At 55.6% G+C, this 16,931-nt stretch carries 18 protein-coding genes; 15 read left to right on the top strand and 3 right to left on the bottom strand.

What is annotated here, in order from left to right; translation table 11 throughout:
• The 8 genes from QMF38_RS03565 to glnA all read left to right on the top strand — a co-directional run bounded on the left by QMF38_RS03565 (position 1) and on the right by glnA (position 6,171).
• Positions 1-399: a hypothetical protein gene (locus QMF38_RS03565; protein ID WP_281758688.1), complete on the top strand. Its 399-nt coding sequence runs from the start codon at positions 1-3 to the stop codon at positions 397-399.
• Positions 396-1,016 (top strand): GTPase domain-containing protein, encoded by a 621-nt coding sequence (locus QMF38_RS03570; RefSeq protein WP_006447662.1) that lies wholly within the window; start codon positions 396-398, stop codon positions 1,014-1,016. Before QMF38_RS03565 ends, QMF38_RS03570 begins: the two co-directional genes overlap by 4 nt.
• Entirely contained in the window at positions 997-1,626 is a 630-nt protein-coding gene (locus QMF38_RS03575) for a hypothetical protein (protein ID WP_281758689.1), read from the top strand. The genes QMF38_RS03570 and QMF38_RS03575 overlap by 20 nt, the downstream gene beginning before the upstream one ends.
• The gene (locus tag QMF38_RS03580) at positions 1,611-1,820 is read left to right on the top strand and encodes a hypothetical protein (RefSeq protein ID WP_281758690.1); all 210 of its coding nucleotides are present in this window, start codon (positions 1,611-1,613) and stop codon (positions 1,818-1,820) included. Before QMF38_RS03575 ends, QMF38_RS03580 begins: the two co-directional genes overlap by 16 nt.
• Positions 1,821-1,823: 3 nt before the next feature.
• Positions 1,824-3,104: a GTPase HflX gene (gene hflX, locus QMF38_RS03585; RefSeq protein WP_281758691.1), complete on the top strand. Its 1,281-nt coding sequence runs from the start codon at positions 1,824-1,826 to the stop codon at positions 3,102-3,104.
• The gene (locus QMF38_RS03590; RefSeq protein ID WP_281758692.1) at positions 3,085-4,323 is read left to right on the top strand and encodes a methionine gamma-lyase family protein; all 1,239 of its coding nucleotides are present in this window, start codon (positions 3,085-3,087) and stop codon (positions 4,321-4,323) included. Before hflX ends, QMF38_RS03590 begins: the two co-directional genes overlap by 20 nt.
• Before the next feature lie 84 nt (positions 4,324-4,407).
• On the top strand, positions 4,408-4,794 hold the full coding sequence (locus tag QMF38_RS03595; RefSeq protein ID WP_052012365.1) for a MerR family transcriptional regulator: 387 nt from the start codon (positions 4,408-4,410) through the stop codon (positions 4,792-4,794).
• 39 nt (positions 4,795-4,833) lie between these two features.
• Positions 4,834-6,171, top strand: coding sequence for a type I glutamate--ammonia ligase (gene glnA / locus QMF38_RS03600; protein ID WP_281758693.1), 1,338 nt, complete (start codon positions 4,834-4,836; stop codon positions 6,169-6,171).
• Positions 6,172-6,308: 137 nt separating this feature from the next.
• Here the strand turns inward: glnA and QMF38_RS03605 are convergent, their stop codons facing one another.
• On the bottom strand, positions 6,309-7,310 hold the full coding sequence (locus QMF38_RS03605; protein WP_281758694.1) for a LacI family DNA-binding transcriptional regulator: 1,002 nt from the start codon (positions 7,308-7,310) through the stop codon (positions 6,309-6,311).
• A gap of 239 nt (positions 7,311-7,549) precedes the next feature.
• On the opposite strand from QMF38_RS03605, the gene QMF38_RS03610 reads away from it, so the two are divergent.
• The 4 genes from QMF38_RS03610 to QMF38_RS03625 all read left to right on the top strand — a co-directional run bounded on the left by QMF38_RS03610 (position 7,550) and on the right by QMF38_RS03625 (position 12,986).
• A complete protein-coding gene (locus tag QMF38_RS03610; protein ID WP_281758695.1) occupies positions 7,550-9,055 on the top strand; it encodes a UxaA family hydrolase in 1,506 nt (501 codons plus the stop codon).
• Positions 9,056-9,093: 38 nt separating this feature from the next.
• Positions 9,094-9,906 carry a 5-deoxy-glucuronate isomerase gene (gene iolB, locus QMF38_RS03615; protein ID WP_281758696.1) on the top strand — a complete coding sequence of 271 codons (813 nt, stop codon included), beginning with the start codon at positions 9,094-9,096 and terminating at the stop codon, positions 9,904-9,906.
• Positions 9,907-9,940: 34 nt separating this feature from the next.
• The gene (locus QMF38_RS03620; RefSeq protein ID WP_281758697.1) at positions 9,941-11,446 is read left to right on the top strand and encodes a tagaturonate reductase; all 1,506 of its coding nucleotides are present in this window, start codon (positions 9,941-9,943) and stop codon (positions 11,444-11,446) included.
• A gap of 127 nt (positions 11,447-11,573) precedes the next feature.
• The gene (locus tag QMF38_RS03625) at positions 11,574-12,986 is read left to right on the top strand and encodes a sugar porter family MFS transporter (protein WP_281758698.1); all 1,413 of its coding nucleotides are present in this window, start codon (positions 11,574-11,576) and stop codon (positions 12,984-12,986) included.
• Between the two features lie 60 nt (positions 12,987-13,046).
• Here QMF38_RS03625 and lexA read toward each other — a convergent pair whose 3' ends face one another.
• Together lexA and QMF38_RS03635 are read right to left on the bottom strand one after the other, a co-directional pair.
• Positions 13,047-13,682: a transcriptional repressor LexA gene (lexA, locus tag QMF38_RS03630; RefSeq protein ID WP_281758699.1), complete on the bottom strand. Its 636-nt coding sequence runs from the start codon at positions 13,680-13,682 to the stop codon at positions 13,047-13,049.
• Positions 13,683-13,765: 83 nt separating this feature from the next.
• Positions 13,766-14,557 (bottom strand): HAD family hydrolase, encoded by a 792-nt coding sequence (locus tag QMF38_RS03635; protein ID WP_281758700.1) that lies wholly within the window; start codon positions 14,555-14,557, stop codon positions 13,766-13,768.
• A gap of 167 nt (positions 14,558-14,724) precedes the next feature.
• On the opposite strand from QMF38_RS03635, the gene QMF38_RS03640 reads away from it, so the two are divergent.
• From QMF38_RS03640 to QMF38_RS03650, 3 genes are all read left to right on the top strand, one after another.
• Positions 14,725-16,116 (top strand): glycine--tRNA ligase, encoded by a 1,392-nt coding sequence (locus QMF38_RS03640; RefSeq protein WP_281758701.1) that lies wholly within the window; start codon positions 14,725-14,727, stop codon positions 16,114-16,116.
• A 63-nt stretch (positions 16,117-16,179) separates the two neighbouring features.
• Positions 16,180-16,371 carry a hypothetical protein gene (locus QMF38_RS03645; protein ID WP_006447647.1) on the top strand — a complete coding sequence of 64 codons (192 nt, stop codon included), beginning with the start codon at positions 16,180-16,182 and terminating at the stop codon, positions 16,369-16,371.
• Positions 16,372-16,579: 208 nt separating this feature from the next.
• Complete coding sequence (locus QMF38_RS03650; RefSeq protein ID WP_143027481.1) at positions 16,580-16,684, top strand: putative holin-like toxin; 105 nt, start codon at positions 16,580-16,582, stop codon at positions 16,682-16,684.
• Positions 16,685-16,931: the final 247 nt, after the last annotated feature.

Below are 16,931 nucleotides of genomic sequence, written 5' to 3' on the forward strand. Positions count from 1 at the left end.
ATGGAGGACTACAAAAACCAGTTCATCACGATTCTTGCGGGATACGAGCGAGAGATGAAGTGGTTTTTGTCGACGAACCCAGGGCTGCCCAGTCGGTTTCCTATTCACATTCACTTTCCGGACTATGATGCCAACGCTCTCCTTGCGATCGCGAAGCAGGCCTTGGGCAAGCGGCAATATCGACTCACGGCCGATGCAGAAGCCAGGCTTCACCAGCACATCCGCGAGGCCCTGTCGAGTACCCGTGCCGAACCGTTCAGCAATGCACGATGGGTGCGCAACCTCGTCGAACAGGCAGTGCGTCGACAAGCCGTGCGCCTGTTTGCGGAAAAACACCCGCGCCGCGACGATTTGATGGTGCTCCAGGCGGCGGACTTTGCGGAGGTGGGCGTGCGATGAGCGGTGATATGCTGGTGGTCGGCCGTGTCAACGCAGGCAAAACGTCGATTTGTTTGCGCCTTGCCCGCCATCTCGGCCTGCGTGAATTGGCCTGGGTCGTCGAGCGCACGGACGGTGTCCGTGAACGTAGGAGAATGCCGATGTCGGAGGCCAACGCACTGTTGTCGTCAGAGGAGGAACATCGTACCCGGGCCTTACAGACGCTGTTATTGTCCGTGCCGAAAGGCAAAGGCGAGCACGTGGTGCGCATTGCTGACAGCGCCGGGCTGACCGAAGGTTTACATGCCGATGAAACGGTACGACGGGCCATGGGTCAAACGCTTCGCGCGCTGGTGGCCGCCAAAGGAGTATTGCACGTGGTGGACGCCGCAGCCGTCGGGCGAGCGTTGACGTTGTCGCAAACGGCGCCGTTTCACACACTAGATGAGCAGATGGTCGCCATCGGCCGGACGAAAGCCCAATATCTCATCCTCGCCAACAAGATGGATTTGCCGCTTGCGAAAGACGGGTATCGGTGGCTGATGGAGCATTGCGGCCCCATTCGCGTGCTTCCTGTCTCGGCGCGAGAAGGATCCGGCTTTCATGAGGTGAAGCGATATGTTTGGCGATTGGCTTGACCTTTTGCGCGCAGGGGCGGCGTTGTTGTTCGCAGGCGCGGCGGTCAAGTGGATGGACGACGCCCTAGATGTCGAATACGACATATGCCAAGGGAAGCGGACGCTCGCGGCTCGCTTTGGCAGAGCGACCCTGCCCTATTGCATGGTGCTGTTTGGCGTGGGCATGGCCTTTGATCTGCACGCTGCCCTGGCATGCTTTTTTGGCAGCTATGCCGCAGGCATGTTTGCGCGCCCGACGGAGCGTTTGCAGACGCGCCTTCCGGCCTGGGCCGAAATTGGTTGCGCCATCGCGCTCGCCACGGCGCTACTCGGTTGGAGGTCAGCGCTGTGGGGATTGGCCATGATGTGCGCCGTCGACTGGTTGGACGATGTGATGGATCGCTATAAAGACGCGGAAAGCGGCCAATTCAATACCGTCGTCCGCTTCGGCCTGGTCGAAATGTTGCTTGCGCTGTTGGGCGCGCTTTGTCTCGCCTTGTATGCCAACGTGACCTGGACCATCCTGTCCTTCATTGTGCTTGCGCTATTGACCATCCTGTCAGAGATGACGACCGTGCGAATTCTGACGGATGAGCGGGAGGAGGCTTCCGACCTATGGTCGCATTTGTGATGTTGGGCGTTTTCCTGTTTGTGCTTGCCGCCGCCTTTCACGTGGGGCGGCGACTTGGTTTAGCACAAGGGAGGCGGCAGGCGGCTGCCGAAGTACCACTGGAGCTGCGCGCAAAATTTCAACTTGAACAGCGCTGTCCGATTTGCGATGATGAGCAAAGATATCCAATTCTTTCATCGCGGAAGCGAGGGTGACGTTTGACAGAACAGCGAGATCGCGTCATTTTGGTCATGTGTCAAACGGGTAGAGAGTCGGAGGACCGTTTTTCGTACCGTAAGGATGAGTTAAAGGGGCTGTGTGAGGCTGCCGGTGCTGACGTCATCGGTGTGGTGACACAAAAACGGCCTGCGGTGGATCCCAGGACGCTCGTGGGCGAAGGCAAGGTTTTCGAATTGGTCGACTTGGTGGAACGCAGCGAGGCGACCTTGGTTGTTGCAGATCGTGAGCTTTCCCCGGCACAAGTGCGCAACTTGGAACGATACTTGCCGTGCCGCGTGATCGACCGCACGCAACTGATTCTCGATATTTTCGCTCGCCGCGCCGTCACGCGCGAAGGGCGCGTCCAGGTGGAAATGGCACAGCTTTCTTATCTATTACCACGGTTGACGGGGCGTGGTGCCGAGATGTCGCGGCTTGGCGGTGGGATCGGTACGCGCGGACCTGGTGAAACCAAGTTGGAACTCGATAGACGCCGCATTCGCACGCGACTGGCGGGGCTGCGGCGAGAACTTGAGGCCATTGCGCGACAACGAGCGACCGCGCGCGATAAGCGATTGCGCGAAGTGCCGACAGTCGCGCTGGTTGGTTATACAAATGCCGGGAAGACCACGCTGCAGGCCCGCTGGGTCGCCGACAAAGGCGGCGGCGGGACCATCGCCGGTGAAAATCGGCTGTTTGACACGCTCGATCCGGCCGCGCGTCAGGTGCGCACGCGTTTAGGCCATCCATACGTCGTCATCGACACGGTGGGCTTTGTGGAAAATCTGCCACATCACTTGGTCGAGGCGTTTCGGTCGACACTTGAAGAAGCCCGCCATGCCGACGTGATCGTGGTGGTCGTCGACGCGGGTCACGCTCCTTCGGCTCATCTGGCGACAACGCGCCGAGTGCTTGCCGACCTCGGAGCTTTGGACAAGCCCATCATCACATTTTTCAATAAAGTAGACACGGTTGCAGAGCCGCCAGGACCGGACGTCGGTGCACTGGCTTCCTTGTATGGAAGTGCTCGGCATGGAGATCTCGATGAACTCTACCATGCAGTGGAGCGGCAGCTTGAATTGGATGAAGTGCATGTGACGATACATGCCCGCGAAGACGACACGCAGTGGCAATCGCTGCTCAGAGGCGGGCGGATTGAACACGCAGAGACGACGGACTCTGGCGAATGGCGGATGACGGCGGTAACGAGCCGCAAGCAAGCGCATCTTTGGCAACAAATGCAGCAAGATGGGAGCGAACATGACAATCGACATCCTTAAATATATTGAAGTTTGTAAGCGTGATATAGAGCCGGGGCAACGCGAGTTGGAGCGCATTGCCCTCACCAACCAAGAGCGCGTGCTCGAGGCGTTCTGGCGCCATCGCGTCGCACAGACCGATCTCGCTGGATCGACCGGGTATGGTTTGTCCGACGTGGGACGCGACAAGTTTGAGGCGATGTTCGCCGAGGTGTTTGGTGCGCAGGCAGGTCTCGTGCGGCCACAGATCGTATCGGGCACGCATGCCATCAGCCTTGCGATGTATGGGTTGCTGCGACCAGGCGATGAACTGATTTACGCCACAGGTATGCCGTACGACACACTGCATAGCGCGCTGGGCTTGCGCCCTGCGTCCGGATCGTTACAGGAGTGGGGCGTGCACGTCAACGTTGTCGATCTGTTGCCGGATGGGGGCATCGATGTCGCAGGCGTGATCGAACGTTGTAACGAGCGAACCAAGTTGGTGATGTTCCAACGTTCGCGCGGCTATTCGTTGCGGCGGTCGTTTACGATTTCCGAATTGGCGGATGCGTTTGCACGGTTAAAGGCGGCTCGACCTAAGGTATACATAGGCGTCGACAACTGTTATGGCGAGTTCGTCGAGGCGCAGGAACCTTGCCATGTCGGGGCTGATCTGGCGATGGGCTCGCTCATCAAGAATCCTGGTGCGGGTATTGCGCCCACAGGCGGCTATGTCGTCGGGCGCGCCGATGCCATAGAGCAGGTGGCGGCACGTCTTGTTGCCCCAGGTACAGCGGCGGAGTATGGACCGACAGGTCCGTATTTGCTGACGATGTATCAGGCGCTCTTCCTAGCTCCGCATATCGTCATGCAAGCGGTGAAAGGATCGCGGCTGTTGGCGAGGGCCTTGTCTGGACTCGGGTATCGCGTGACACCGACCTTCGATGCGCCGCGCACCGATCTCATCCTATCAATTGAATTTGGCGATCCGGCTCCGCTATTGGCGTTTTGTCGCGCGATTCAAAGCGCGGCGCCCATCGATGCACACGTGCGCCCTGAACCGGATGCGATGGCCGGATACGCGGACGAGATCGTGATGGCTGCAGGCACCTTCATTCAAGGTGCTTCACTGGAATTATCGGCAGACGCGCCTATCCGACCGCCTTATATCGCGTATGTGCAAGGCGGGTTGACGTATGAGCACGTCGAGATCGCCCTGCGCCGCGTGTTAGATCAAATTGTACCCAATCTACGTTAAAGAATGTGACATGACGGATTGTCGGTTTCTTGTCGGCGTGCTACGATGAGTAGCAACAGGTTTTGTGGATGGGGGGCGCGCGCCGTGGAATTGGAAGATCGCCGACAGCTGCCGTTGTTTTCGATTGGCACCGTGCAAAAGTTGACCGGGTTGAGTGCGCGTCAGATACGGTACTATGAGGAGCATGATCTGATCCATCCCGCCCGGACGGCCGGCAAACAGCGCCAGTTTTCCTTTGCCGATGTCGAGCGATTGATGCTCATTCGGCAGTGGCTGGACGAGGGGCACAACATGGCTGGTGTGAAGCGTAACTTTGCGGAGCAAGAGCGCAAACAAAAGACAGCGAGGACCATGCCAAAGCAGGACGTCTCCGACGCGGAAGTTTACAAATGGTTAGAACGCGAACTTATTGATCGTCAGGGATATGGTGAATTTCAAGGCGATCTATCGCGATTTTACCGCAATCGCTAGCGTTCTGGTGCGGTTGCAACGGACGATAGGGGGAATTGTATGCGCAAAGAATACAGTAAAGAAGAAATTTTGCAATACGCGGAAGCGAATAATGTTCGGTACGTACGGCTTCAGTTCACGGATCTTTTGGGTATCGTCAAAAATGTAGAAATTCCTGTAGATCAATTGCCCAAAGCGCTCAATAACCGCATGATGTTCGACGGATCGTCCATCCAGGGCTTCGTTCGCATCGAAGAGTCGGATATGTATCTGGCCCCCGATCTGTCGACTTGGCTCGTCTTTCCCTGGGAGACGCCTCAGGGCAGGGTGGCGCGTCTGATCTGCGACGTGTATCAGCCAGATGGCACACCGTTTCCGGGAGATCCGCGTTCGGTGCTCAAACGCGTCTATGCGCGGGCGCAGGAAATGGGGTTTTCAGCGTTCAACGTCGGCCCCGAGCCGGAGTTTTTCTTGTTTAAGTTGGACGAGAAGGGCAAGCCGACACAAGACTTAAACGATGAAGGCGGCTATTTCGATTGGGCGCCGGTCGATCTTGGCGAAAACTGCCGTCGCGATATTGTGGTCACGCTTGAAAATATGGGTTTTGAAATCGAGGCGTCTCATCATGAAGTCGCGCCTGGACAACACGAAATCGACTTTCGGTATGCCAATGCGGTCGAAGCGGCTGACAACATCGCGACGTTTCGCCTCGTAGTCAAAACGGTCGCTCGTCAACACGGTTTGCATGCCACGTTTATGCCGAAGCCGCTATACGGAATCAACGGCTCCGGTATGCACACGCACCTGTCTTTATTCCGCGACCAGCAAAACGCCTTTTACGATCCGGATGACGACATGGGCCTCAGTGAGACGGCGCGTTTCTTTTTGGCGGGGGTTCTCGAACACGCACGTGGATTTACAGCAATCTGTAACCCAACTGTCAATTCGTACAAGCGGCTGGTGCCTGGGTATGAAGCCCCAAGTTACATCGCGTGGAGCGGCAAGAATCGGTCGCCCCTCGTCCGCGTTCCGGCCGCGCGCGGACAGTCGACGCGACTCGAAGTACGCAGTCCGGATCCGTCGTGTAATCCGTATTTGGCGATTGCGTCTTTGTTGGCGGCGGGTCTGGACGGCATTGAGAGGCAGTTGGAATTGCCACCACCGGTCAATCGCAATATCTACATGATGACCGAATCGGAGAAAGAGGAAGCCGGGATTCGCAGTTTGCCAGCCAATCTCAGCGATGCGCTCGATGCGCTTATGCGGGACGAAGTTTTGGTCGAGGCGCTCGGTCATCATGTGTTGTTGCATTTCATTGAGGCAAAGCGGATCGAGTGGAATATGTTCCGAACACAGGTCACGGAGTGGGAACGCGAGCAATATCTCACATTATATTGAATTTTGGGTGGGCAGGGACACGTGCCGTTGTGCGGCGTCCTTGCCCACTTTTATGATCGTCAGCGGTGCATTTCGGGCCTTGCTTCGTCATCGACCCAAGTTAAAGGGGGGGATGCCCTGCAGGGCGAACCTCAGCTTTACGGCCTGGGTGGCGCAGTCGATGCGCGAAACACAATTTCTGAGTTGAGCACAATTCGCGTGGACATTTTGCGCACGCCGTCGATTCGTTCGAGCAAAAGCTGTGCCCCGAGAGAACCAAAATTATACGTGGGCTGTACGGCAGCTGTCAAAATGGAGTCAACGGAGGCGAGATCGTCCGTATTGCCAAAGCTGACAATACTTACGTCATCGGGCACACGGATACCAAAGTGATGTAAGGCGCGCACGATGTGTGCGTATTGAAACATGTTCGAGACGAACATCGCCGTCGGAGGTTTGGCTGCGGTAAATAACGCCTCGACAAAGGACACATCCATGTCCCGCGTCATAGAAGCCTGGAAGATCATATCGTCGTGGATGGGAATGCCATGGCGGGTGAGTGCATCTTTGTATCCGTCCAAGCGCTCGCGGCTCGCGGCGTTGTGCAAAGGCCCGACGACCGCGGCAATGCGTCGATGCCCGAGCTCGATAAGGTGCTCGACTAGTTTCGTCGATGTCGGCCGCATGTCTCCCTTGACCAGATCTGTGTCGATCCCCTCGACATCGCGATCGATCAAAACGAAGGGAATGTGATGTTGCTCGAGTAGGCGTAGATTCGCCACCGATGGATCGCCAACGGGAACGATGAGAACACCTGCAATGCGATAATCCAGGCACATCTGCATATATTCGCGTTCTTTCTCCAAACTTTCGTCGGTGTTGGCTAAGAGCATGCGAAATCCGTGCTTGCGCGCGACATCCTCCATACCGCGCGCGATGAAGGTGAAGAAAGGATTCGTGATATCCGGCACGACCAACACAAGCGTCGAGGTTTGTACAAGAGGGCCCGCTGCCGATTTGGGTTCGTAGCCGACCTCCTGCATGGCCTGCAGGACGCGCTGACGTGTGGCGGCTTTCACGTAACCTGTGTTGTTGATGACGCGTGAGACGGTCATGATGGAAACGTCCGCCTTCCGCGCAACGTCCGCCATGGTAGGCATGTGATGTTCACCTCCTGAAGTGGTCAGAAGCCTTCGTATGAATGTGTTAATTATAACATGTTGACACTACATTTTCTAGCGCCGTATACTGCAAATGTACAGAGAGTTGATGCAGTTATCGGATGAAAAATCCGAAAGCGCTAATGTCATTCTATCATGTTAATCTATCAGTTATTTAACTTGAAAAGGCGCGATGGCTGATAGATTCGCATAGGGAGCTGAGAGGAGGCGAAGCGGCGATGGTGAAGAAAGCGCTTCATCTTGCTCCTGATGACGATGTGGCTATCGCTGTCGAACCGCTTGCTGTCGGCGATACGATAGCTTGGGAAAACCACGTGATCGAGGTGCAGGAGCCGATTGGACGCGGACATAAGGTTGCCGTCCGTGCCATTGCACAAGGGGAACGCGTGTACAAATACGGATTCCCGATTGGCGTTGCCACAAGAGACATCCCGCGTGGCGCATGGGTACACGTGCACAATGTACGCACCGCATTATCGGGGAAGCTCGAATATGCGTATCAACCGGATCTCGTAACAGGGGTTCAACAGGAACACCCTGTCATGCCAACGTCCTTTCGTGGTTATGTGCGCGAAAATGGGCAGGTAGGAACGCGAAATGAAATTTGGATTATCAATACCGTCGGTTGCGTGAACAAGGTGGCCGAGCGGCTCGCCGCGCTGGCGGACGCGCGCTGGCGCGGGCAGGGAATCGATGGCGTCTACCATTTTCCGCACCCGTATGGGTGTTCACAACTGGGCGACGATCTCGGTTATACGCAGTCGCTGCTTGCCGGTTTAGTCCGTCACCCGAATGCGGCGGGCGTACTCATTGTCGGGCTTGGCTGTGAAAATAACAGGATCGAAAGTTTTCGATCCGCACTTTCCGATGTGCCGCCAGAAAAATTGCGGTTCCTGGAGTTGCAGGCGACAGCGGACGAATTTGAGGTCGGCATGTCGCTCATTGCGGAACTCGTCCAATACGCCTCACATTACAAGCGCGAGGAGACGTCGGTCGCAAAGCTCAAGATTGGATTGAAATGCGGCGGATCGGACGGATTTTCAGGGATGACGGCCAATCCACTGGTCGGGCGTGTGGCAGATTGGGTGACGCTTCACGGCGGCACAGCTCTGTTGACCGAGGTGCCGGAGATGTTTGGCGCGGAGACCATTTTGATGCAACGTGCAGAAAATGAGAAGGTCTTCGAGCAGATCGTCGACTTGATCAATCGTTGGAAGGATTATTACCAACGCCACGGGCAGCCGATTTACGAGAATCCGTCGCCTGGCAATAAGGATGGCGGTATCACGACGTTGGAAGAAAAGTCGCTCGGCTGCGTCCAAAAAGGTGGGCGTACAGCCAAGGTGGTGGATGTCGTCGCATACGGTCAAAGTGCGCAAAAGCCCGGACTGAATCTCGTCGAAGCACCGGGCAACGACATGGTATCTGTGAGTGCGTTGGCTGCGGCAGGTGCGCAATTGGTGCTGTTCACGACCGGACGAGGGACGCCGCTAGGAGGGCCCGTACCCACGATGAAAATCGCCACGAATAGCGATCTCGCCCGGCAAAAACCAGGCTGGATCGATTTCGATGCGGGGCGTCTGACAGACGGAGTGCCATTTGACGACTTGGCCTTGCAACTGTATGAACACGTGATTCGCGTGGCGTCAGGAGAAGATCTGGCACGAAATGAACGCAATGGATACCGCGAGATCGCCATCTTCAAAGATGGTGTGACTCTGTAACGAAAACGGCCCATGGAAAGCGAAGGGAGTTTATGCACATGTACTTGGTGAAGGGCAATCGCGATTTCGGGTATGTCGATCTGGTACCCGCGGCAAACGGTGCGGGGCTGAAATGGATTTCGCTTGGCTTATTGCGTCTGCAAGCGGGTGCTTCGTATCGTGGAAAACTCGATGGACGCGAAGCAGTCCTCGTGTTATTGCGTGGAACGTGCAAGGTGCAGGTAGCAGGCCAAGATTTTGGCCCATACACGCGACAAAACGTCTTTGCCGAGCGAGCTACAGCTGTGTATGTGCCAGTTGACGGCGATTATATCGTGACCAACGCGGGGGAAGGCATTTTAGAGGTCGCGGTATGCCAAGCGGTCGCTGAAGAGTCGCACGAGCCGTTCGCCGTTCTTCCGGAGCATGTGGAGACAAAATCCGTCGGCGAAGCAAATTTCCGCCGGGATGTTCACGATATTGTCGTTAAGCAGGCGGAAGGCAAGGTACACCGGATTATCGTCGGCGAAACGTTCAATCCGCCGGGCAACTGGTCCAGCTACCCGCCACACAAGCACGATGAGTACATTCCCGGCGTCGAGGCTTGCATGGAGGAAATCTATTACTATCAATGCGATCCGGAAAATGGGTTCGGTATGCAGTCGATCTACACCAGCGACGGGGCTGTCGATGAGACATTTCGCGTTCAGCATGGCGACGCATTCCTGATCCCACGTGGATATCACCCGGTCTGTGCCGCGGGAGGTTACCAACTTTACTATCTGTGGCTGATGGCCGGTCCGATCGACCGGACGATGATTCCACACGACGATCCTAACCACGCGTGGGTGCGCGAGAGACATTGGTCGTGACGATACCACGTACGCGGAGAAAGAGGATGGGCACATGCGACCTTTGACGCAGGAAGTGTTATCGAGCCAACCTGATCTGGCACCGGCTTGGAATGCCTTGCAATCTGTGCCTGAACGCATACTGCAAATTGGTGAGGGCGTGTTTCTGCGCGGATTCGCCGACTGGTTGATCGATCGTCTAAACGCAGCCGGTTCATCTGTCGGCCGGATCGTCATTGCGGCTCCCCGGCCTACCGGTGCCCGTAATATCGAACGCTTTCGCAAGCAGGACGGTTTGTACACCGTCCTCCTCCGCGGTATGGAGGATGGACGCACCGTCGACCGACAGGAAGTTGTGTCTTCCATCTCGCGGGCCATTGATCCGCATCTTCAGTGGAATGACTTCCTTGCCTGCGCTCGTCAACGCGAGATCGATGTTGTGATTTCGAATACGACGGAACTTGGCATTCAATATGCGCCACAGCAGTACGTAGTGGGCCAGGTGCCGACGACTTATCCAGCCAAACTCGCTGCTTATTTGTATGAACGCTATCAGGTGTTTGGGGGCGATCCGAAGGCGGGCGTGACCATCTTGCCATGCGAGTTGATCGACGATAATGGTACGCGCTTGCGCGAGATCGTGATCCGCCATAGCCAGGAATGGGGATTGCCAGCAGCGTTCGTCGAATGGGTGAGGCTGCACAATGTGTTTTGCAACACCCTTGTCGACCGCATTGTCACACCGTTTACGCCGGAGGCCGACGGTGCTCCGGAGCTTCCCTACACAGATGAACTTGCGGTCGTCGCCGAACCGTTTCACATGTGGGCGATTGAAGGTGGCGATCATCTTCGTGCACGCTGGCCGTTTGCCGAGCTTGGGTTGTCGGTGTATTTCGTTCCTCGCATCGAGGACTATCGCCTGCAAAAAGTGCGTGTTCTCAACGGTGCGCATACGGCCATGGCTTGTTTGGGGCTGCTTGCCGAAAAGCAGACCGTCCTTGACGTGATGTCGGAACCGGTGTTGCACGCATTCGTCGAACGCCTCATTTGGTCGGAAATTGTACCGACGGTTGCCCCTCAGGTTGGCGATGAAGAGGTGCTTCGAAGATTTGCCAAAGACGTGATTGATCGTTTCAACAATCCATTTCTGCGACACGCGCTGACGTCCATTGCGAACAATTCGCTTGCGAAGGCGCGCATCCGCCTTGTGCCTACCATCGTCGAATATGCGGCTCGTCACCGGGTGAGCCCAGCGTTGGCAGCGGCGGCTATCGCGCTGTTGTGCTACGCCTGCCACCCGTCCTGCGCACAAGAGGCTATGGATGACCCATTGCGCAGTCGGTTACAGGAGATCTGGGTCAGCGAAACGGAAGCAGGTTTGGCTGGGACAGTGACACAGTTGTTGAAAGCCTCCGATGTCTGGGGATGCGATCTCGCCATGTTGCCGGGAATGACCGACATGGTCCAGGACGTGATACGTCTTGTCCAGGACCGGGGCGTGGTGCAAGCGATTGCTGATTGGCTCCAGAGTACGCCAGTGTCTGAACCGATGAGGAGGTGATGCGGTCCGCACGTGAAGTGATTCTGTACTCTGCGCTTGACGGGCCGCAGTCGACACCACCAGGATGAACAACCGGCGGTCTCGGAATGGATGTTTCGAAGATTATGGAAAGGGGACTTGTACACGCATGCAAACGAATGCGTCACCATCAGATGCAGGTACGGCAAAACTCGGGTTTGTCGTCGCCGTTGTCGTGATCGCGTCGCTGGGCGGGCTGTTATTTGGCTATGATACAGGCGTGATCGCAGGGGCAAATGAGTTTTTGAAGACAGAGTTTCACATGGGTGCAGGTATGACCGGCTTGGTGTCGAGCAGTATCGATCTCGGCGCGATGCTCGGCGTGCTCATTGCAGGCTATTTGGGAGATAAAATCGGCAGGAAGAAAGCGCTTTCCGTTGCAGGTCTTATTTTCATCGTTTGCAGCATTCTCACGGCGCTTGCGACAAACGTCGCGGAATTGGTGATCGGTCGCTTCATTGGTGGCGTCGGTATCGGACTTGCGTCACTGCTATCGCCTTTGTATATCGCGGAGATAGCACCGCCGAGAATTCGCGGGCGGCTTGTCGGGTCCAATCAGTTGGCCATTGTGTCTGGCATCTTCATTGTTTATTTCATCAATGCCGCTATCGTCAGTTCGCACACCGATGCGTGGAATCAGACGACAGGTTGGCGTTGGATGTTCGGGATGGGAGCCATACCGGCAGTTTTGTTCTTCCTGCTCTTGTTCTTTGTTCCGGAAAGTCCGCGTTTCCTCATGGCTCGCGGCCGTGAGCAACAAGCAATAGCCATTCTGGAGCGCGTAAACGGGCGCGAGCAGGCCCGCGTGGATGCCAAGGCAATCCGCGACTCCATCGACATGGTGCCTGACTCTCTGTTCCGCGAATTGTCGCGTCCCGGCATTCGCAAGGCTCTGTTTGTCGGCGTTCTACTTGCCATTTTCCAACAGTTCACCGGTACCAACGCCGTTGGCTACTACGCCCCTATGATTTTTAAGGCGGCCGGTGCTGGTACGAACGCATCGTTCTACGACACCGTGTGGATTGGTGCCATCAAAGTTATTTTCGTTATCGTGCTGATGCTTATTGTCGACCGCGTCGGCCGCAAGCGTTTGCTTGTCTGGAACGGTGGGTTTATGGCACTGTTCCTTGTCATCCTTGGCATCGCGTTCTCGTTGCCGCACATGCTAACATGGTTGGTGTTAGGCTTAACGTTCCTTCATACCATCGCGTATGAGTTGTCATGGGGTGGCGGCGTTTGGATTGTTCTATCTGAAATTTATCCGACTGCGATTCGTGGAAGAGCGATGTCCATTGCTTCCTTTGCTCTCTGGTTTGCAACCTATCTGGTGGCGCAGTTCTTCCCAATCCTCTTACAGGCAATCGGCGGTACCTGGACATTTTGGATTTTTGCCGTTTTCTGCATCGCTATGGCGGTGTTCATGAAGAAAGTGGTGCCCGAGACGAGCAACAAGTCGATGGAGAAGATTCAGACGGACTGGATTCAGGCAGGCAGCTCGGATTCGACGTCCAATTCGATTTAAGCACTCTATTAAAGAAAACTGGTGGGTGGCAACAGGATGCCCCCACCAGTTTTTTTAAGACTAGCGGATATACCGGAATACACCGACAACTTTTCCGAGAATCGTCACATAGTCGTAGTACAAGGGAGCCATGTGCTTGTTTTCCGGTTGCAGCCGAACTCGTCCACCCTCCCGGTAAAACCGCTTGACGGTCGCCTCGTCTTCCTCCGTCATGGCCACGACAATATCGCCGTTTACCGCGCTAGCCTGGCGTCTAACGATGACCAGATCTCCGTCTTGAATGCCGGCTTCAATCATCGATTCACCGACAATTTGCAGTACGAAAACCTCATCGTCTTTTACCATGTCTCGCGGCAACGGAAGGTATCCTTGCACATCCTCGATGGCCGTGATAGGCAAACCAGCCGTGACGTGTCCGACGATAGGGGCAAATACGGGAGCTTCATCGGTGACATTCTGGGTTGTATCTGGCGAGGACTCGTCATGTGAAATCAATTCGAGTGCTCGAGGTTTCGTCGGATCTCGCCGCAAATATCCCTTTTGTTGCAGGCGCTCCAAGTGGCCATGCACAGTGGAACTGGAAGCAAGCCCGACAGCCTCGCCAATCTCGCGAACCGACGGAGGATATCCTTTTTCCCTTATATTTTTGCGGATAAATTCAAGAATCGCTCGTTGTCGCGAGGTCAGTTGGCTCACCGTCCACACTCCCCATGCCTAGATTTGCCTTTATCGTATCACAGGATGGGGAATGTGGCAAACGTTTGTTCGCACCAAGGGGATTAGACGAGGCCAAGGTCGGCTAAAGCATCGGCGACGCCTCCTGAAATTGCGCTCGAAGTCACGCATTTGGCGACCTCTTTCACGTCGTCAGTGGCATTGCCCATCGCGTACGAGTAACCCAAGGTGCGGAACATGCCGACGTCGTTGCCGCCGTCGCCGATGTGCACCGCTTCTTCTGGGGAAATGCCAAGATAGTCGAGGAGGCGGAGGGCGCCAATCGACTTATCGGATTTTCGCCGCTGGAAATCGACGGCTTGCTCGTGCCAGCGATAGATATAACAGGCGGGGAACTCCTGTTCAAAGATGGCGTCCCACTCGTGCGTCATAAATGCATTAATTTGAAAGACGCCGATGTCTTGTACCCGATCCGCCAACGTCGGTTCGTAGGAGATGGGCGGGAAGTCGTATGAAGCCAGCACAGGCAGGTATTCATCGGGCAGTGGTTCGAGGGAAAGTGCGTGATCATGCGTGTGCACGATGGTGAAGATGTTGCGCTCGCGCGCCTTCTTGAGGATCCCTGTGACGACATCTACGTCAAACGGCATCGCGAACAACTCGCGATTACCCGCTTTCACAAGGCCGCCATTAAAATAAATCCCATAGGGAATATGCAATGCCTCTTGAATGTGTTGTGCGTGGATGACGCTGCGTCCCGTGCAAACGGCGACAGGGATATTGCTCTTGAGCAATTCAGCGACGGCAGCGGCGCTCCGTGGCACGATCTCGCCGTTGACGTACAATGTCCCGTCGATATCGAGAAATACCATTTTCACGTGTTGTCCGGTCTTCACCTTGGACGCCTCCCATCTGTCAGCCGCGTCACCAAAATCGATCAGTCGGACTCTCATTATACACAATCTTGGCACTCGATAGGCACGTCCCCCAAAAAAGGGGCCAATTGATTCCGATCCGCCCCTCCGCTATGATAGCCATATTGAAGACATGCAGGAGGAAACGTATGCGAGCGACAATGGACGCCCTTGTATCACTGGCAAAACGGCGAGGCTTTATCTTTCCAGGCTCCGAAATTTATGGCGGTCTCGCGAACACGTGGGATTACGGTCCACTCGGTGCCCAAATGAAGCACAATATCAAACGCGCCTGGTGGCGCCACTTTATTGAACAAAATCCGTATAACGTGGGCCTTGACTCGGCTATTCTCATGAATCGACAGGTTTGGGTCGCATCCGGTCACGTCGAGAACTTCCACGATCCGATGATCGACTGTCGGCAGTGTAAGTCGCGCTTTCGTGCGGACAAGCTAATTGAAGAGGCTGCTGCCGCGCGCGGCGAGGAAGTGGTTGTCGACGGCCTGCCATTTGCAGAGATGGAGAAGCTGGTGGAGCAATATCAAATCGTGTGCCCGGAGTGCGGTGCGCAGGATTTTACCGGCATTCGCCAGTTCAATATGATGTTCAAGACATACCAAGGCGTGACGGAAGACGCATCCAATGAAGTGTATTTGCGCCCCGAGACGGCACAAGGTATCTTCGTCAATTTTAAAAATGTACAGCGCACCATGCGCCGAAAACTGCCGTTCGGAATCGGACAATTCGGCAAAAGCTTTCGCAATGAAATTACGCCCGGCAATTTCACCTTCCGCACGCGCGAATTCGAGCAGATGGAGCTAGAGTTTTTCTGCGCCCCCGACGAAGACATGAAGTGGTTCGCGTACTGGCGTCAATACTGCTACGACTGGCTTGTGTCGTTGGGCCTACGCACGGAGAATCTGCGTTTTCGCGACCACGAAAAAGAACAGCTGTCGCACTACAGCAAGGCGACGACGGACATCGAATACCAGTTTCCGTTCGGTTGGGGCGAGTTGCTCGGCGTGGCGGATCGGACAGATTACGACCTAAGGGCGCATGCAACGAGTTCTGGCGAGAACATGACCGTTCAGGAAGAAGGGCAGGAGCCATTTATTCCGTACTGTATCGAACCGGCCATCGGCGCCGATCGCCTGTTCCTTGCGATTTTCGCCGACGCGTATGACGAGGAAGAGGTCGGCGAAAACGATACACGCGTCGTCTTGCGCCTGCATCCGAAGCTTGCTCCGTATCAGGCGGCCGTTTTTCCGCTGTCCAAAAAGCTCGGTGAACGAGCTGAAGCCCTGTATCGCGACCTAGCCAAGCTTTACAGCGTCGACTATGACGAAGCCGGCTCCATTGGCAAGCGATATCGGCGTCACGATGAAATCGGTACGCCGTTCTGTATCACATACGATTTCGAATCCGAAACGGATCACGCAGTGACCATACGCCACCGCGATTCGATGGAACAAGAGCGCGTGCCGATGGCGAACGTAGAAGCGTGGTTGGCAGATCATATCGGCAAATCTGCTCCATGGTGATGAATTTCGCACATGTATGGCTGCCACTGGATTGGGGGACTCTGCAAACGGGGGTGGCGACTGATGTCAGGTCAGCATACGGACAACCACAACGATCATTTTGCTTTCGTCGGTGCACTGGAGCAAAATCACCACTTTGAGTCGTTGGTCGAGCGTCGTAATCACATGATGAGCACGCGCATCGACGCCGTGGTTCCGTGGAAGCAGTACCACCGGGCGAACATTCCTCATGGCAAGAGGCAGTCAAACGGTTGATGACAGGTCCACACACCCAAGAGGGCGATCCACGACGGATCGCCCTCTATGTATGTCATGACATTGTTCATCTGAACGTACATGCGACTCGTTTTGACGTATCTGGAATGCAAACGCCCTCCAAAATCTGAGGACAAGCTGGTACTATAAAGGAAGGCATTGTCGTGGGGTTCGCTCCCTGCCCGTCTTGACGGGAGGGGGTGAGGTAGTGAGCGTGGCGAATGCGTTGTCGTTGATGATCCAATTTGGGTCGTTTATCGTCGCGTTGCTGTCGCTCGTCGTCACCGTGGTTCTTGCCCTAAAACGCAAGTAACCGCCCCCACTGTTTGGCCTCTGGGGCGGCGGTTACTGACCCATCATGTACCGATTGGGCAGGGACGACGCCCAAGGCGCCGATGCCCGAGCCGGAGGTCCCCGCCTTCGGCTCTTTTTCATGTTTAGTCTAACACACGACAAATATACGTCAATCCATAGGCCTAGGCACTTGTCGAAAAACCGGTGTCTGAACTTCTCAACTTATGCTACAATATCGGAAATTGTCGCGCGAGAATGTGAGTGGA

This window comes from Alicyclobacillus hesperidum subsp. aegles, from assembly GCF_027923525.1.
Taxonomy (GTDB): Bacteria; Bacillota; Bacilli; order Alicyclobacillales; family Alicyclobacillaceae; genus Alicyclobacillus; species Alicyclobacillus aegles.

What these genes read in the sequence shown, in the direction of transcription:
- QMF38_RS03590 (WP_281758692.1), top strand. Translation starts at nt 3,085, where the DNA reads ATGACAATCGACATCCTTAAATATATTGAAGTTTGTAAGCGTGATATA.
- QMF38_RS03605 (WP_281758694.1), bottom strand. Translation starts at nt 7,310, where the DNA reads ATGCCTACCATGGCGGACGTTGCGCGGAAGGCGGACGTTTCCATCATG.
- QMF38_RS03565 (WP_281758688.1), top strand. Translation starts at nt 1, where the DNA reads ATGGAGGACTACAAAAACCAGTTCATCACGATTCTTGCGGGATACGAG.
- QMF38_RS03620 (WP_281758697.1), top strand. Translation starts at nt 9,941, where the DNA reads ATGCGACCTTTGACGCAGGAAGTGTTATCGAGCCAACCTGATCTGGCA.
- QMF38_RS03645 (WP_006447647.1), top strand. Translation starts at nt 16,180, where the DNA reads ATGTCAGGTCAGCATACGGACAACCACAACGATCATTTTGCTTTCGTC.
- QMF38_RS03640 (WP_281758701.1), top strand. Translation starts at nt 14,725, where the DNA reads ATGCGAGCGACAATGGACGCCCTTGTATCACTGGCAAAACGGCGAGGC.
- iolB (WP_281758696.1), top strand. Translation starts at nt 9,094, where the DNA reads ATGTACTTGGTGAAGGGCAATCGCGATTTCGGGTATGTCGATCTGGTA.
- QMF38_RS03610 (WP_281758695.1), top strand. Translation starts at nt 7,550, where the DNA reads ATGGTGAAGAAAGCGCTTCATCTTGCTCCTGATGACGATGTGGCTATC.
- glnA (WP_281758693.1), top strand. Translation starts at nt 4,834, where the DNA reads ATGCGCAAAGAATACAGTAAAGAAGAAATTTTGCAATACGCGGAAGCG.
- QMF38_RS03575 (WP_281758689.1), top strand. Translation starts at nt 997, where the DNA reads ATGTTTGGCGATTGGCTTGACCTTTTGCGCGCAGGGGCGGCGTTGTTG.
- QMF38_RS03580 (WP_281758690.1), top strand. Translation starts at nt 1,611, where the DNA reads ATGGTCGCATTTGTGATGTTGGGCGTTTTCCTGTTTGTGCTTGCCGCC.
- QMF38_RS03625 (WP_281758698.1), top strand. Translation starts at nt 11,574, where the DNA reads ATGCAAACGAATGCGTCACCATCAGATGCAGGTACGGCAAAACTCGGG.
- QMF38_RS03570 (WP_006447662.1), top strand. Translation starts at nt 396, where the DNA reads ATGAGCGGTGATATGCTGGTGGTCGGCCGTGTCAACGCAGGCAAAACG.